The sequence below is a fragment of the Peribacillus sp. TH27 genome, assembly GCF_016650915.1.
GTDB lineage: Bacteria > Bacillota > Bacilli > Bacillales > DSM-1321 > Peribacillus > Peribacillus butanolivorans.
Map to the genome: position 1 here is coordinate 1,010,397 of NZ_JAEKEV010000002.1, position 17,277 is coordinate 1,027,673.

Here is a 17,277-nt window from a genome sequence, read left to right on the forward strand (position 1 = left end):
CTCCTTTATTTGTGATTAAAGTTATGTTATCACCTCAGGCGTCCCACGCCAACGATTCAGCCTTGAAAATATCAAAAAAAACGTGCACAGGAAAACCTGACATGTTTCTTTGAATTAATTTCCTTTTTCTAATCCATTGTACAAAAACAACACCCGACATAATGGCAGGTGTTGTTTTTTGTTATATTTAGTTTAATTAAAACTTACACCATATTACTTTCGCTTAAGTAAGCCGCTTTGACTTTTTTGTATTGGTATAGCATCGCTATTCGCCATGGAACAATCATCGCAAAAGCAAGAAGGAAAAACATTCCACTAAGCACGCCAACTTCAATTGTACTTCCCAGAATAAGCTTTGCAACAAGTCGTATCACCATTAGTCCAACTAAAATGAATATAAATGCTTTAGACCTCAGAATATAAATTTGTTCATTTCGAACTTCGAATTTGGATGTTTTAATTAAGAGGATAGAAAATACCATCCCTGCTACAAGAGCTTCTAGAAATTCGTATCTAGTGACCCTAAACATTGGGAAAAGAAACATCAAAGCACCCGTACTCATAAAGAGTGGGGGTAATATGATTTTTTTTTCATTCACTGGTTTTTTTGTTTCCTTCATTCGAAACATGAAAACACCCATAGCCATCACAATCGCTATACCTGTTGATATATATATCATCATTTTTATCATCCTTTTAGCTAAAATAGGTAAGTACCATGAAAAATTATATCACTTCAATTATTAAACAAAGTATATATTACCTAAATCAGATAAACAAGGAGAGTGTTTTAATCAAGCACCCTATTGATAGCATCTACTACTCGGCATTCGTCAAACGGCTTTACAATAAAGTCCTTTGCCCCTGCCTCAATAGCTTCGAAAACCATTTTTTGTTGTCCCATCGCTGAGCACATTATAACCTTTGCGTAAGGAAAATCTTTCTTAATTTCTTTAACCGCATCTAGCCCGCTCATGATTGGCATTGTTATATCCATTGTAACAAGATCGGGATTTAGTTTACGAAATAATTCTATTGCCTCTTTCCCGTTCTCACCTTCACCAATTACTTCATGTTCTGCTTTTGATAATATATTCGAAAGTGTCATTCTCATAAACTTAGCATCATCAACTACTAATATTCGGGCCATAGCCGTTCCTCCTCATTTCAAACAACAGAAAGCGAAATCTAATCGTATTGAAATGTAATGATAATTTTCAATAATAAGTATAGGATATCTGACTTAAGACCTAAAATCAAATGATTTAATGTGATAATTTAAGTAATTTTACACACGAATAGGTATAAAGAACCACAGACAGAATATCCTATTAAAATATTTTTAAAAATTAACTTATCCATGGACTAAAACCCAGTAAATCCCCCGAATAGTCTAGATAGGACTGCAATAATTTTGGTCATCCAATTAAAAAATAAAATCACGCCCATTAGAATCATTAAATATCCGCCAATTTTCATAATATATTGGCTGTATGTTTTAATCCATTTCAATTTTCCGACAAAGAAGGATAAAATGAAAAATGGTATGGCAAATCCTAATATATAAGCAGTCATATAGCTCATGGCCGCGCCTGGGTTGGTTGCACCTAAAGTGATGACAGCACCCAAAAGAGGACCTGCACACGGCGTCCATCCAGCAGCAAAAGCAAGTCCAATCAAAATCGAACCAATATATCCGCTAGGACGGTTTTTAAACTCGAAACGGCTATCTTTCATTAAGGACTTTGGTTGAAAGACCCCCACAATAAATAACCCAAAAATGATAATTAAAATGGCACCAATTTGACGAATTAATTCCTTGTAATTTGAGAAGAAAGAACCTAGATATGTAGTGCTAAACCCTATTGCAATAAAAACCAAAGAAAAACCTAGTAGAAAGAACAAAGTATGCAACATGCTCCTTCTTTGGAGCATGGCGTTCTCTGATTTAATCTCACCAACACTCATACCAGTGATATAAGATAAAAAAGCTGGGTATAGCGGTAAACAGCACGGAGATATAAAACTCAAAAAACCGGCTCCAAAAGCTAAGAAAATATTAATATCATTCAATAACCCTCACTCCTATGTAAGTACCTATAAACATTGTAACAAATAAGATAAAAAAATACATTTTTGGAACTGTGAATATTTCATGACAAACTCAAAACCAAATTACAAAAATTAGGTTAAACTGTTGTTTATTACCATTAAGGTAACTTATTTGAATTCATTAGACCAACCCTATATAATTGTTATATTCATACAAAATTTACAACTAGCTCATAAAAGGATACCTTAAGAATAGTTGGGTACAGGAAGGATATATAAATGGCGAAAAAAAATGAGTTTCTCGAACAGATTGAATTAAAGAGAAATGAGCTTATCAATATTGTCGCTAAAGACGGCTTAAACTCTAAGGTTGCGATAGAATATAGCCAGCAGCTTGATCAATTATTAAATAAGTATAATGAGCTCTTTTATAAAACTGGTATAGACTTTTAATTATCCCATTAATTTCTTACCAGTTTATCTCCTATTAATAATACTTCTTTCATTATATGCTTTTTGCTAGCAGTCATTCTCCCCCCTCTTTTATGTGTTCCCCTTCCAATTTCCACTTAGTAAATAATCACTTAAGTAACATTTTCTATAACCATTATCATAAAAAAATAGGCAACCGTCTTTGTAAGCTAAGGCCTATTTTTTGTTTCATTATAAGATATTACATACTTTCATGTTTCTATATCGAAATGGAAGTCAATTCGAGGATTGCCACAACAAGAATAACTGAGGATCCAGCTAAGATAGATGAATCTTCGGGTACAGGAATCATGAAACAATTGTTGTTTTCCCCTAATTTCTCTTTCCAAGAAGTAATTTGCTCATTTTAATAAAAAAAATTGAACTCCATATACTATGTCGTAAATACATGTACAGGAGGGCATTATTTTGAGAACTTTATTTTTGGCTTTTTCAGTTTTCATGCTTTTTTACTTTTACGACTGTAATTACATTCAAGCTACAACCGCTAGTCGGGAAGTTTACGAAAAAACAGGAAATGTTATTTGGGAAGGGAATACCCAGGAGAAAATCGTTGCAATAACCTTTGATGATGGCCCTCATCCTTCATACACCCCTCAAATCCTTGATATACTGGCCAAATATAATGCTAGAGCAACGTTTTTTGTTTCTGGTAATAAAGTGAAAAGTTATCCCGATATTTTAGAGAGAGAAGTAAAAGAAGGTCATGAAATTGCTAATCACACTTATAATCATATTTATGACAAAAATATGAGTGCTGTTTTATTATCCTCTGAATTAGATCAAACAGATAAAGTGATTTGGGAAATTGCCAAATATAAACCTTCTCTATATCGTCCTGTAGGAGGCTATCATAACGATTTAATCATTAATACAGCTGTTAACAAAGGGTTTAAAGTTGTTCTTTGGTCCTGGAGTCAAGACCCACAAGACTGGAAAAGACCTGCAGCTAATAAAATTTCGAATCATATTATTAAATCCTTACGAGCAGGTGACATCATTCTCTTGCATGATTGGACCGATCGTCCCCAAACTGTAAAAGCACTAGAAACAACTTTGGATTATTTATATAAAAATGGCTATGAATGTGTAACGGTATCTGACTTGCTATTTCGCTCAAATAATAGCTCACCCGGTTTATTTAGGACTTTTCCTATTGAATAAGATCCTTCCGAATATGTGGAGCAGGTCGATTACCAGAAGATATTGAAAAAGGTCATTTTGATTGCAGTGGATTCATATATGCCATGCTCAGACCGAATGGTATCATGTGGGCGATAGAAATTACAGACACACTCGTAAAACAAGGTAAACGAGTACCAGAAAAGGGCTTACAAGTTGGTGATCTAAATTTTCTTTTATTCTTATAAGAAGTTCTAATCAAACACCTTGGCTTGTGCTAATTAACCGTCTGAATTACTTCGATACTGTTGATAACGCTTTTTGTTTCTCTAGTGCTTTTCATTCTTTTCACATTCCATAAAATACGCTAGGATTCTCTAACGATGTATGCCTATGATGATGCACCCCTGTTCCCCTGGTGAAGATGGTATCGCTTTTAAGAACTAATGATTCAGCAGTTCCTCACAATTCTCATCTAATTCTTAATTTAGACTATATCTTCCTTTTCATGATGTTGTTATAGTACCCCTGCTAAAGAAAGATCTAGAATACATTATATTATTGGGAGCATTCAATATTTCCATCAATTTTTCACTAGAACTGAAAATGATTGACAAAGTCTCCCCTCTATCTACTATCTACTATCCTTTATTCTTTTTCATCGTTCCTGAACAATTTTTCCTACAAGCTGTTTCGAGGCTTTGGAACAACTAGTTTATGGTTTTATTTAATAATGACTAGTTAACGAATACAGCAAAAAAAGTGTGATAAAAGATTTTTCTAAATAGCCCCCTTGAGTTTAGTAAATAATATTATCGCGCTAAAATTATGTTTGACAAAAAGATAATAAACTATTATCTTTAATTAAAGATAATTTAATTCGAGATAATGTCCAAAGATTCGTTATTTATTAATGTAAATATTTTTTTCATATATATCTCGAATCAAAGATATCTAAAAATATTTCCAGGAGGAATTAAATATGATTGGAATAGGTTTATTAGTTATACGGGTAATAATTGGTTTATCGTTTGTAGGACACGGTGCACAAAAACTATTTGGCTGGTTTGGAGGTTATGGTTTAAAGGGCACCGGCGGCTGGTTTGATTCAATTGGTATGAAGCCGGGAGTTACAATGGCTCTATTTGCTGGTCTATCAGAGCTTATTGGCGGTGCTTTATTTGCTTTAGGTCTTTTTACACCGCTCGCAGGTATTTTAATTGCCCTTACAATGCTGGTTGCTATCGTTAAAGTTCACGGAGCAAATGGCTACTGGTCAACTCAAAATGGCTATGAATATAATCTTGCCATCCTTGCCGTTGCGATTGGTGTAGCGATTACAGGAGCTGGCCAATACTCACTTGATGCCCTATTATTTTAGCTTCTGTTAAAGTTTTAAGTAAATGTAAAGGTAAGATAACGAGAAAAGTAATTATCAACAAGATACTGTCAACAGAAAAGCCTTACCGATAAAGTGTTTCCTAATAAGTACAGGTATTAGATGGAAAAATAAAAGAGCATCGTATATTCGATGCTCTTTTTAACTAGTTAAATTGTATATAGTTTAAGAGTCATTTTGTTACCGTAAATGGTCACAAAGTATAAGCGAGATTAAAAGAGACCGAAACACTAATGATCTTTTGAAGTAGTAGCTTTCACTTCTTCCCTTTAATATTCGATAATCTAATAAAAACACCAAGACCCGCAAAGAAAAAGCCTAAACATAATAGGCTTCCTGGACTGCCCCATACTATTTCGTGTATCATATTGTTCCTCTTTTCTATATGAATATTTTACCATATTACTATAACATTCACATTAAAATCAAGTCAATATATTCCAATAAAGCACCCTTTAAATTGAAGTTCTTGACAAACTCATTAGGGAGTGCGGGAGAAACAGAGTCTGTATTCACTGATGTATCAGAACAGAAACACAAAGACGGCTACACCTGCACCCATTGTCAATCCACTAATGTCATTCGCTTCGGTAAATATCAGGTAAAAACTACAATCAATACCATTGAACGTCAAAGATACCGCTGCAAAGAGTGCGGTAAAACATTCACAGATATGACGAACACTCCTCTTCAAAGAACTCATATGCCTAGTAAATGGCTTCAGTTCATCGAATGTATGATTGAAGGGTATTCCCTTCGGAAATCAGCTAAACTCATTGGTGCTCATTATGTGACGCTTTTTTATTGGAGGCATAAAATTCTAACTGCATGAAACAGATGGATTTTGAACTTTTCGAAGGCATAGTAGAAATGGATGAAACCTATTTCCTCTATTCAGAGAAAGGAAAACGGAATATCCAAGGTCGAAAACCAAGGTTACGCGGTGGTAGTTCGGAGTTTAGAGGAATAAGTAAGGACCAAGTATGCGTTCTTGTAGCCAGAGACCGCCAAAAGAGAACGTTTTCCAAAACAATAGGAAAAGGGCGTATTATAATAAAGAGTTTGGACGAAGCGTTAGGTTCCAAGCTATCAATACAAAATGTTCTATGCACGGATGTTTGGTGGGCGTTATGACTTATGCCAAAGAAAAAGGAATTGAGCATCATCGCTTTAAAGCAAATGGTAGGGAGCGAGTTAAAGGGATTTATCACATCCAGAATGTAAATAGTTATCACAGCCGTTTAAAGAGCTGGATGGAGCGTTTTAATGGTGTAGCGACTAAATATCTAGACCATTATTTGAGCTGGTTCCAATTCTTAGACACCATCAAACATATAAAAGATAACTTTACGATAACCAAAATGGTTTTAGACAGTTGTTCTTTCTCAGTTAACACAACTTATGATAAACTAAGATTATCAGAATTTTCCAAATAACAGAACGTTCATTGTTCCGTTAAAGGGCCAGTTTAATTGAACAAGGAATTGGCATGACACCTTAATTAGTGAGCTATCTACAACACGCCTCAAATGAATTTTGACCAAAGGGATTATCTATTAAAGGGATTAAAGTGGAGGGAATAGAAAATGGATGTAAAGACACTTTTGTTACAACAATGGGCAAGCTGCTTAGATGAAGAAGACTGGTTTCCACCACTTGAAAAAGTGCTAGAGGATATTACTTTTGAACAGGCAATTTGGAAACCGGTTGAGGGGGCAATGAATTCCATTTGGGAATTAGTTTGTCATTTACTTTTCTATAAAAAGAGACTTCTGATGCGATTTCTTGGTGAAACAGCGAATGAACCCCAGGCAGAAGATAATGAATCTACATTTAGATTACCAACTGAGACGTTTCAAAATTGGAAGGAAACAAAACAAGAATACTTTTATGTTCATCGTGAACTTGAAAAAATACTAGCAAAATCAGAACATGAAGATATGTATAGACAGATCCCTGGAGAAAGATCATTAGTGCTTGAACTGAAGAGTTTAGCATTGCACGACGCATATCATATTGGGCAAATTGTATTCCTAAGTAAAATGCAAGGAGCTTGGGCAGGGAAACGCAGTTTTTAAAAAAGCTTCATTAGCTTTACAGTTATTCCATTATAGGGGGCTTTAATGGAATAAGAACGGGAACGTCCAAATCGGACGTTCCCATATTTTATACCTGAAAAACAATACTACTTAACAAAGCCTTTCTTTTAAATGATTGTAATAAGCTTCATTTGTTTCAACTTTCGTTCCTGGTTTGAATGGCTGCATCCCGTCATCTCCTCCTCTTCATTTATTTTGTTTAGTGATTACAAACAGATCATTCATTGATTATGTAATACACTCTATGGCCTTTTTGTATTTAACCATTATTCTTTTTCTCGAACGTGTACTATGTATCACAATCTTTTCAATAAATTCTAGAAAAGTGTCATTCGCTAACTGTACTATTGGACTACCCTCGACTTCCTCGCTTAATGGATCAATAATGTTGCAAACCAATTCGTTTAGATACGACATTACGCTTGTTACCTGAAGCAGAAAAAATAACCAATTGTTATTTTGCTTTTTTTGTACATTATATTAACAATTATGATTAAGAGGGTTTGCAAAGATATATATAACAATGAATACCTTTTTCCATTAAAGAAGTTGAACGATTAAGAGTATAGAAATTGTAAGGATATAGGAATTAAGCAGAGAATCCATAATGCATTGAACTTCTAGGCTATGCACTATTCATTCTTTACAATAAGAAAACGGAGTGGGGGAATAACCCGCTCCCTGTTTTTGCTTCTAATTATTTTTATTTATATTATTTATATCCCTGAATGATAGATGGCAGTTTGGTGCATCTTAGCCATTAAACTTACTTATTTTGTAATAAAAAATCAAATCAAATGCTAATTTGACTTCTTATATTTTTCTTCCAAAGTCGCAACTAAATTTGATATTAAATTTCTCTATATTTCTTTATAATTCCTTGTCTCCTTTGACTTTCTTCTCATCACCTGTCTTTTTTAATCCTATAGTTTTCATTATTTTATTCATTCCATCTAATAAGTTATAAAGAACTAAGTGGACTATCACAGATGGCAGTAAAAAGCAGAACCTTCTGAACCAGCTTTTTTTTTACAAAACGTTTACTTATTTTCATAAAAGAATAAATTTATAATTGATATCCTTTATTATGTTATAAAAATTTAATGAGGTGAATGTTTTATGAGAATGAAAAAAGCATTTATTGGTTTATCGCTCTTATGTATGATTGCTCCTGGTTTTGCTAATTCGGCAATGCCTCAAATTCTGTTGCTGAAAAAGATCGAAGTAATATCGTGGCAGATTGGAAATTTTCGAAACAACATGTGAAAAGCGGTTCAATCGATAAAGGCAATTTAATTATTGAAGATGCAAGTAAACAAGGAAATGATTTAGAGTTAGTAACGATTGGAGATCAAGCCACGCCAGAATTAAACAATATGATTAAATGGTCTGAAGAAGATTATCATAATCAAGAAAAAGTTGATAGCTTGCAATTCGCTAATTACAAAAATGCCCCTTCAGGAAGATATTTCAAAACAATAAAGGAAGCACCTATTAATAAGGAGCAATTTGATAAAGGATTTACAATCGAGGCTGTAATTAAATTACCATATAATTTTGAAGACCGTTTACATAGCTGGATGGGAATTTTAACAAGACAAGGGCAGGCTGCTGATCTTAATAAAGTGGAAGGCGAGAAAGAAATCCTTACTACATTATCTATATCTAGTGATAAAGAAATTCAATGGACAAGTCATCCCTCTAATCTAAACTATAACGTGGGAAACTGGTCTCGTTCTTTAAATGCTGATGAATGGTATCATTTGGCGGTTGTTAATGACGGTAAAACGACCACTTTAACTGTAAATGGCATTAGTGATTATGGAAAGTCAGAAAAGGTAGTAGGCATTGCAGCTGTAGAAGGTAAAGGCTGGAATATCGGGGCATCTGAGTGGGGAAATGAATTAGATGCACTATTTGCAGGTAACATCCAAGAAATACGAATTGCTAATGAGGCTTTGACTGAAAAAGAATGGCTTGTTCAAGGTGCTCGAGACGATGAACCATTCAAAGGAACAAATGATAGAATTCCATTTCTAACAAACAAAAATAATTATAATTTTCTTTTTGTCCCAGATACGCAAAAATATTCTAGCCAGAATCCAGAGATATTTAATAGCCAAATGAATTGGATTGCAAAAAACACTAAGAAGAACAATATTGTAATGAACACATTTGTTGGAGACATTGTCGATAGTAATTCAAAAGTGCAATGGCAGAATTCCCTCAGAGCCATTTCCTATATAGATAAAAAAGAAATTCCTTATATGATGGCTGCAGGGAATCATGACTATGCTGACGGAGATCCATTCTTAACATATTATGGACCGCAACGTTTTGCGAATAAAAAATACTATAAGGGCTCTTCTGATTCGGGATATGGCTCTTATGCAATTGTTAAAGCAGGAAGCTATGAATACTTAGTCTTAATAGTTGATATGAAAAATCTTCAAAAAGACTTGCAATGGTCAAAAGATGTTTTAAATCAACATAAAGATAAACCGACTATTATCGTTTCTCATGATGTTATTTATCCTGAGGTTGAAAATAATAAAACTGTTGCCGTTGAGTCGACTAACGGCCGACTGATCTGGGATGAACTTATAAAGGATTACAACCAAGTGTTTATGACGGTTAATGGACATTATTTTGGGATAGCACACCAAGTCAAACAAAACGCAGCGGGGAACGATGTCATTCAAATGCTAGTCAATTATCAAGCAAATTACCGAGGAGGAAATGGCTGGCTGAGACTTGTAGAATTCGATGAAAAGAAAAACAAAATGTTTTTCCGTACTTACTCGCCTTTTGTAGATGAAATGCCAAAGAAAGAAAAAACCTATATCGATTATAAATATTTAACAGATGAAAACAATCTATTTGAATTAGATTTCCATTTTAAAGAGAGATTTAATTTCAATTAATCAAATATGAGGATAACTCATAAGAACTAACTTCCCATAGCCAATATTTATTTCCTACCGCTATAACATCAGCCTGAGGAGATTGTTTGTTTTGAGTTATTCTTATTTTTATATTAATTTTAATTTTTTGTCCACACTATACTTTTTGGCACAATTTCAATAATGTATTGGGGATAATTTCTGTATAAAAATCCCTACTCTCATCTGGTTTTCCGCTAAACAAAAAGGCTGTCGTGTATTTACGACAGCCTTTTTGTTTAGCTATATGAATTGGTAACTCGGTATACCACTATGCTTTATTCAACACCTGGAAACCATCCTGGAGAATTGATAATCACTTGCCATAATGGATCTGGAATATCAAGTTGCTGCTGATTATTCTTGTTTATTTTAGTAACAATTTCTGTTTCTCTGCCTTGCTCCACTTTTTGAACCCATTCAGGATCAATAATGAGTTCACGGGCTAATGCGATTAAAGGAACACCTGTTTCAAGAGCTTTGATCGCATCATCTGCTGTATAGATGGAACCAACACCTATGACAGGAACTCGATCCCCTACACGATCTTTTATGATTTCTATTCGAGGACGGTTAGCCTCGGCTCCTCGTCTAGCTGTTGACCAGAAATCCATTAATGAAACATGAAGATAATCAAGATCTTTTTTTGCGAGGGCATCTATTAATACCAGTGTATCATCCATAGTGATTCCAGGTGTTTCTGGCTCTTCTGGTGAAAAGCGATATCCTACAATGAACGGCTCTTTGGCATGTTTAGCAACTGCCTTTTTCACTTCATCTACAACCGCTATTGGAAAAGTTAGACGTTTTTCTAGAGTTCCACCCCACATATCTTCTCGACGGTTAGAATGCGGTGAAAAGAATTGCTGAAGTAAGTATCCATTGGCACCATGAATTTCGACACCATCAAAACCTGCTTCAATAGCACGTCGAGTGGATTCTCCAAAATCAGTAATAATCGATTTAATTTCTGTTTCAGATAGTGGACGTGGAACAGGTTTACCATCGCCTTGTGAAGGAATATTACTGGCACTTACAACATCGCCATTTGGTACTAATTCACGTGGAACCTCGCGGCCGCCATGGAAAATTTGTAAAATTGCTTTTGCCCCTTTCGCTTTAATCGCTGTAGCTAAGCGTCGTAAGCTCGGAATCAAATCATCCCGATCACCGCCAAATTCACCATGAAATCCTTTACCATTTGCCGTGACATAGGTACATGCTGTAATAACCATACCCACGCCGCTTGACCTGCGTTCATAATAGTTAATTTCAGCATCGGTAACTGTACCGTCAGGATTCGAAGAGAAGTTTGTCATTGGTGCCATAACCAATCGATTCTTTAAATGTACCTCTTTTCCTAAATTAAACGATTCAAATAATGGTGTAAATTTAGAATTCATTAGTTGTATTCCTCCATTTTAATTATGTTATCTCACCATGTGACAGGTATTGGTTAAGATTGGCTATATTTTTTTCTTGTGCAGTGGAATGAACAGATCCAGGTAATAACTTGTATATCAGAATCAAATTATGCATGCTTTGCAATTAATTCTGTTAAAGCTTCTTTAGGCTGATAGCCTACTACCTGATCCACTATTTCTCCATCTTTGAAAAGAATAAGTGCTGGAATACCCATGACTCCATACTTTCTTGTAGTATCTCCATTTTCATCTACATTAAGCTTAACAATCTTAACTTGATCACCCATTTCAACATCGATATCATTAAGCACTGGCGCAATCATTTTACAAGGTCCGCACCAAGGAGCCCAAAAATCAACTAACACTAAACCTTCTTTAATTTCACTAGCAAAAGTTTGATCTGTTACATGCATTATTGACATAATCATTTCCCCCTCTAATATTATCCATTAAAATATCAATCTATATTTTTAATTACTTTATCTATTTACATCCAGATTTCCAATCCTATTTTCTGGGATAAGAACCTCAGATTTTCTAGTAATCATTTTTGGATGTTTTTTAATAGATGCTAATTTTTCGGACAATTCCATAAACCACGCCTCATCTTTTGAAAGTAAGGCCAAATCAATTAATGTTAAAAGATGAGCTTCGTTACTAATTGATAAATCGGGAAGCTTTTCAGTCCATTTACTTGGAATCCAAATCGATTTTCCAACCGCTTTTTCATTGTCACTTTCCACCACATTCACTTTTACAATTTCTCGATTAGAGTTAACTATTTCAACAAAGCCGTGGATAAGTTCTCCTTCTCTGGACCTTCCCTGTACCCAATCCCCATTTTCAAATCGAATTTTATCGGCCATCTCTATAAATACACCCCTTAAATGTTTAGTCACAGTTCAATTTAAAAGCTTTTAACTGTAAAAATAAAATATACAGTAAGCATAAAAGAAAAAACTAAATCAATATCAAGGACATTGTTTAATTTTTTCCAAAAAAGTGCTAAGGGTAATATTCTCTAAATATTTTTCAAAATATAATTCAGCTTCATCGAATATTTGATCCATAACCATCTGGGTATTAGACGATATAACACATTTTTTTTTCGGATCACCTGTACACCAATTTGGTTTCAGGGTTCCATGTGAGACTGCAATATAAATATCAGCCAAACTTATCTCTTGAGGGTTACAGTCAAGAATATAGCCGCCGCCCACACCTTCTTTTGTCTTAACAAATCCATTATTTCGTAAGCAACTCATCATTTTACGTATTCTAGCTGAGTTTGTACAAACGTTTTCTGCGATAGACTCACTGCTTGCCATATGATCTGGTAAATATGCTAAATAGACTAAACTATGCACAGCTATTGTAAAATCACTATTCACTTTTTTCGCATCCTCCTCAAGAAGATTACTGTAATTTTAATATTTACAGTTAACTATGTCAACTAAAAAACTCACTAATGATTATCTCTATTTTATGCCTAACTTTATTTTATCAGGTTTTTATTTAATCAAATCGTTTTTTTTTGAAACAATAAGAATAACTGTTAGAATGTTTTTTTGTTTCGGGGGGCTGAATGAGTAACACCCTTCCATCCTCCGTAACATCAAGTTTTTTTATAGAAAGAAGTTGAATTTATTGAGTGACTCTAATAATATTCGTTCGAAACGAATAAAAGATATTCCCTTTTCCATGCGATCTTTCTCCCATTGTACTTGGAGGAAATACTGCTCAATCTTAAAGAAATACACTTAATCTTGCAAGACATGTGAGAACTTAGGGTATAATCGTTTCTGGCTGGCTGAACATCATAATATGCCCTTTATCGCTTGTTCCGCTACATCGGTAGTGATTGGACATGTAGCAGCAGGTACTTCAAAGATTCGTGTAGGTTCAGGAGGAATTATGCTCCATTAGTTATTGCAGAACAATTTGGAACGCTCGAATCCTTGTTTCCTGGTCGAATTGATTTGGGACTTGGGCGAGCTCCTGGTACTGATCAACGTACTGCATATGCTCTAAGACGTGTCCGTCAAAGTAATGGTCAAGAGTTTTCAGAACAACTGGCAGCGTAATCCAGCTTTAGCTTCTGAAAAAATGTATGTAAAAGCTATACCGGGAAATGGCTTAAACATTCCGATTTGGTTATTTGGCTCTAGCGGCTTCAGTTCGCAACTAGCTGGGATGCTTGGATTGACTTTTGCGTTTGCAAGCCATTTTTCCCCTGAAGGAACACTCCCTGATCTAGAGATATAAGCTTTTTTCTCAATATCCGCAACTATTACGAATAACTAATGATGGAATTAGAGAATTTGTCTACTACGTATTTCATTCTTTTCATTGATCATCTCCTTCGAAATCTTCTATGTTATTTTTGAGAATAATGCTTGATGCAACAGACAAACCTACTCTTATTAATTTCGTTTAATCAATGATTAATATTGCACTCATGCAAAAAAATACACCATTAATAAATCATGGTGTATAAGCAAATATCTTCTTTTAATGCTTTACTACAATTATTTACCTACTAGAATAGATTAGTAGCTGGAAGGTTCCTCTGTCCAATCAGAAAAAATCATTTTATAACACCATCTAAAGTCTTCTCATTATTTGCTGATTTATCGATTTTTTCAAGGTGGACCAATTTGTTCCAACATTCGAGAAACTTAGAAAAACAGTATTTCTCATTAATCATTACCGCGATCCTTACATGTAATAAAGAGCCGGGAAGATCGTTTAAAACGATGCGTAATAAATTGGATATATTTCAAAAATCCCAAGTGGCCTAATAGATTGGATAATAAATGGTATGAGAGATACCTGTGAGGACATCTCCTATTTCCATTTTGGTGCCTTGCACCAATTTTACTATTTAAGTGACTGAAGTCCTTTCAATTCAGGAACGACATTCACTATCTCCCTTCCTGTAACCGCTGCTACAAGGTTCTTCGCTGCTAGCATAGCCATATCATATCGTGTTTGATGAGTAGCTGAACCTATATGCGGCAGTGTTACCACGTTTGGCATGGTTAAGAGCGGATTGTCAGGCGCTACGGGTTCCTGATCAAATACATCCAAACCAGCTGCAAGGATTTCCTTATTTTGCAGTGCTTCGATTAGGGCCTTTTCGTCCACCGTCTGGCCGCGTGATGTATTAATAAAGATTGCAGATTTTTTCATCAGTGCGAATTGCTCCCGTCCTATTAGCTTCTTCGTCTCAGGGGTATAAGGAACCATTAAAAGAACGAAATCTGATTCCCGCAAAAGGTGCTCTAGAGAGGCATAGGTTGCACATACCGTTTTCTCTACTTCTGGTTTTCTTCGCCGGTTATGATACAAAATCTCCATGTTAAAACCGAATTTCCCTCGTCTTGCAATAGATTCTCCAATCCTACCCATACCTATGATGCCCAATGTTTTTCCATGAACATCAACGCCAAAGAGGGGTTCATCGCCTTTACTTCCCCACTTGCCGTCCTTTACAAGCTTGTCCAGTTCCGGAAGGCGGCGGGCTGCTGAGAGCATTAAGGCTAAAGCTAAATCGGCCACGGTTTCATCGAGCACATCCGGTGTATTCGTACCGATTACGTTTCTCTTTTTCATTGCCTCTAGATCATAGTTGTTATAGCCTACTGAGATATTGCTGACAGCCTTTAGGTTTGGTGCATGGTCCAGAAATTCATCATCAATTTTTTCCCCGGTGATGAGCAGTCCGTCAGCATCGGAAATTTGCTTTAACAGCTGGCTTCGGGTAATCGGTTCAGGGCCATTCCATTTTTCACACTGGCAATACTGCGAAATATATGCTTCCACCTCAGCCGGTACTTGTCTTGCTATATACACTTTTGGAATCAATTTATGTCCTCCTTCGTTACACTATTCTTGAATAGGATGTTTTACAATAAACCAATAACAGATTGCGGCGCATCCGGCGATTAAACCGCCAGATATAAAGGCAAGGGAGTAAGATCCAGTTGCATCCACAATCATGCCTGCCACAACGGGGGAAAAGGCTCCACCAAAATAACCGCCAAAATTCTGAATGGCACCTACGGAAGCAACCATAGAAGGAGGGGCAATGTCACCAGCAAGTGCCCACGCACTACCTGTAATGGCAGAAATAAAACAAAGAGCAAGGGTCAGTAATGTTAAGGTAATAGCGAGTCCTTTGACAAGAGGAACTGCACATACAACAATGGCGGCCGAGATGGCACATATACTAATTAAGGCACGCTTTGCTTTAATAGGTGTAGTAATTCCCTTGTCCACCCATTTTTTAGTAAGATATCCTCCGAAAATATTACCAAAGATTCCGCCAAGCCAGGGGATACCAGCATATATACCCATTTCTTTTAGTGAGACATGATGGACATCGAACAAATAAAGGGGCAAGAAGACAAGGAAAATATTCCAGATCCAGATGGTACAGAAGAAGCCCAGAATCATTCCCCATACGCTTCGATATTTAAATAACGAACCCCATTTGATTTTTGATGATTGAATGCCTTGCTCCACTCCACCTCCTTCCGACTTAATGTATTCAAATTCCTCCTTGGAAAGTCTTTGACTTTTTTCAGGATTTTTATAAAAAATCACAAAACCGATCGCGAATATAATACCGATCACACCAGTTATATAAAACAGTGCTCTCCACCCAAAAGTCACCATAATGAAAACGAGCAGTGGCGGTGCAATGGCTGGGCCCCATTTGGACGAAGAATCCCAAATTCCAGTCGCCAAGCCTCGTTCCTTTTTAGGGAACCAATACGATGTGATCTTAGCCATCGTCGGAAAACAAGGTGCTTCACCTACTCCAAGTAAAATCCGTACAGCAATAAATGAACTCATTTTATGAACAGCTCCCGTTAAAATGGTCGCACCACTCCACCAAATAAGCGCGATTGTATACACTTTTTTGTACCGAACCGATCGATCAGCCAGCCGGAAGGAAGCTGCATTAATGCATAACTCCAAGAAAAAAAGGTTCCCAATAACCCGATTTCGGTTACGCTTAGTCCGAGTTCTTTCATCATTTCAGGAGCTGCAATGGAGAGGTTAGCCCGATCTAGATAGTTTATTATTCCTCCGATCAATAACCAGATGACGACGGTCCAGCGAAATTTCCGGCCAATATTTAATGGCTTTTCTTGCTTTGTTTCTATTCTTGCTTCCATACCTTATCCCTCCTTGATATTTAAAACGCCATAATTGGCAGCGCTTCCAAAATAAGAAAAAGCCAGAGCTAACGCTTGGATAATATGTATATACAAGGAGGTTTTTGTTTTATAATATAAAACCCGGTTTTGGAATTGCAACAAAAAATAAACGAATAATTCTTTTTATTCTGTAAAATATCGTATTATGATGATGGATGATTGTCAATCTTTATTCTTATTTTTAGGATTATATTCCCAGAAAAGATTTTATATCAATGGGGAATTGATCGCCCATTTTTACTTTAAGTGATAATTGTTTATAAACTAACTAAAATCACAATCCATTTCACCTCTAGATACTTTCTCTACTACCGGTAGGGCATAGCCTGGATAAGAAAAAGGCATGATTAGAGCATATACCGTAAGGGAAACTGTCATGGAAATGTCTGAAATAGGATCCTTCACTCCGCGCAAAAGTCGGAAGGATTCAAAGCTCAAAGAAGATCATCTCTCTCTAATTGTAAAAGAGTGGCCATAGTAAATCCATGGATGTATTATTATTCCGAAATAAGCATTCTT

Annotated in this window: 14 protein-coding genes and 3 pseudogenes; 8 read left to right on the forward strand and 9 right to left on the reverse strand. The window is 35.6% G+C overall.

Annotated elements, in window-relative coordinates:
- Positions 1–203: 203 nt before the first annotated feature.
- The 3 genes from JFU24_RS06170 to JFU24_RS06180 form a co-directional block, all read right to left on the reverse strand.
- On the reverse strand, positions 204–683 hold the full coding sequence (locus JFU24_RS06170) for a CcdC family protein (RefSeq protein WP_223305315.1): 480 nt from the start codon (positions 681–683) through the stop codon (positions 204–206).
- A 107-nt stretch (positions 684–790) separates the two neighbouring features.
- Positions 791–1,150: a response regulator gene (locus tag JFU24_RS06175; RefSeq protein WP_201181183.1), complete on the reverse strand. Its 360-nt coding sequence runs from the start codon at positions 1,148–1,150 to the stop codon at positions 791–793.
- Between the two features lie 215 nt (positions 1,151–1,365).
- The gene (locus JFU24_RS06180; protein ID WP_053345525.1) at positions 1,366–2,073 is read right to left on the reverse strand and encodes a cytochrome c biogenesis protein CcdA; all 708 of its coding nucleotides are present in this window, start codon (positions 2,071–2,073) and stop codon (positions 1,366–1,368) included.
- Positions 2,074–2,331: 258 nt separating this feature from the next.
- Between JFU24_RS06180 and JFU24_RS06185 the strand changes: the two genes are divergently transcribed.
- From JFU24_RS06185 to JFU24_RS06215, 7 genes and pseudogenes are all read left to right on the forward strand, one after another.
- Positions 2,332–2,505, forward strand: a complete 174-nt coding sequence (locus tag JFU24_RS06185) for an aspartyl-phosphate phosphatase Spo0E family protein (RefSeq protein ID WP_082527497.1) — start codon at positions 2,332–2,334, stop codon at positions 2,503–2,505.
- A 480-nt stretch (positions 2,506–2,985) separates the two neighbouring features.
- Complete coding sequence (locus tag JFU24_RS06190; protein WP_201225209.1) at positions 2,986–3,708, forward strand: polysaccharide deacetylase family protein; 723 nt, start codon at positions 2,986–2,988, stop codon at positions 3,706–3,708.
- Between the two features lie 41 nt (positions 3,709–3,749).
- Complete coding sequence (locus JFU24_RS31240; protein ID WP_446728195.1) at positions 3,750–3,914, forward strand: NlpC/P60 family protein; 165 nt, start codon at positions 3,750–3,752, stop codon at positions 3,912–3,914.
- A 734-nt stretch (positions 3,915–4,648) separates the two neighbouring features.
- On the forward strand, positions 4,649–5,047 hold the full coding sequence (locus tag JFU24_RS06200; RefSeq protein ID WP_201181186.1) for a DoxX family protein: 399 nt from the start codon (positions 4,649–4,651) through the stop codon (positions 5,045–5,047).
- A gap of 403 nt (positions 5,048–5,450) precedes the next feature.
- A pseudogene (locus JFU24_RS06205) lies at positions 5,451–6,501 on the forward strand (IS1595 family transposase).
- 150 nt (positions 6,502–6,651) lie between these two features.
- On the forward strand, positions 6,652–7,143 hold the full coding sequence (locus JFU24_RS06210; RefSeq protein ID WP_201181188.1) for a DinB family protein: 492 nt from the start codon (positions 6,652–6,654) through the stop codon (positions 7,141–7,143).
- Between the two features lie 1,283 nt (positions 7,144–8,426).
- The gene (locus tag JFU24_RS06215) at positions 8,427–10,088 is read left to right on the forward strand and encodes a LamG-like jellyroll fold domain-containing protein (protein WP_342214673.1); all 1,662 of its coding nucleotides are present in this window, start codon (positions 8,427–8,429) and stop codon (positions 10,086–10,088) included.
- Positions 10,089–10,384: 296 nt separating this feature from the next.
- Here the strand turns inward: JFU24_RS06215 and JFU24_RS06220 are convergent, their stop codons facing one another.
- The 4 genes from JFU24_RS06220 to JFU24_RS06235 form a co-directional block, all read right to left on the reverse strand.
- Entirely contained in the window at positions 10,385–11,509 is a 1,125-nt protein-coding gene (locus tag JFU24_RS06220) for an NADH-dependent flavin oxidoreductase (protein WP_201249727.1), read from the reverse strand.
- A gap of 128 nt (positions 11,510–11,637) precedes the next feature.
- Positions 11,638–11,952, reverse strand: a complete 315-nt coding sequence (gene trxA, locus JFU24_RS06225) for a thioredoxin (protein ID WP_098174818.1) — start codon at positions 11,950–11,952, stop codon at positions 11,638–11,640.
- Between the two features lie 57 nt (positions 11,953–12,009).
- A complete protein-coding gene (locus JFU24_RS06230) occupies positions 12,010–12,396 on the reverse strand; it encodes an IDEAL domain-containing protein (RefSeq protein ID WP_201224941.1) in 387 nt (128 codons plus the stop codon).
- Between the two features lie 105 nt (positions 12,397–12,501).
- Positions 12,502–12,921 (reverse strand): RrF2 family transcriptional regulator, encoded by a 420-nt coding sequence (locus JFU24_RS06235; RefSeq protein WP_056523814.1) that lies wholly within the window; start codon positions 12,919–12,921, stop codon positions 12,502–12,504.
- A 310-nt stretch (positions 12,922–13,231) separates the two neighbouring features.
- Between JFU24_RS06235 and JFU24_RS06240 the strand changes: the two are divergent.
- A pseudogene (locus JFU24_RS06240) lies at positions 13,232–13,792 on the forward strand (MsnO8 family LLM class oxidoreductase); the annotation flags it as partial.
- A 618-nt stretch (positions 13,793–14,410) separates the two neighbouring features.
- Here JFU24_RS06240 and JFU24_RS06245 read toward each other — a convergent pair.
- Positions 14,411–15,397: a 2-hydroxyacid dehydrogenase gene (locus JFU24_RS06245; RefSeq protein WP_201249728.1), complete on the reverse strand. Its 987-nt coding sequence runs from the start codon at positions 15,395–15,397 to the stop codon at positions 14,411–14,413.
- A 21-nt stretch (positions 15,398–15,418) separates the two neighbouring features.
- Positions 15,419–16,716: pseudogene (locus JFU24_RS06250) on the reverse strand (MFS transporter).
- Positions 16,717–17,277: the final 561 nt, after the last annotated feature.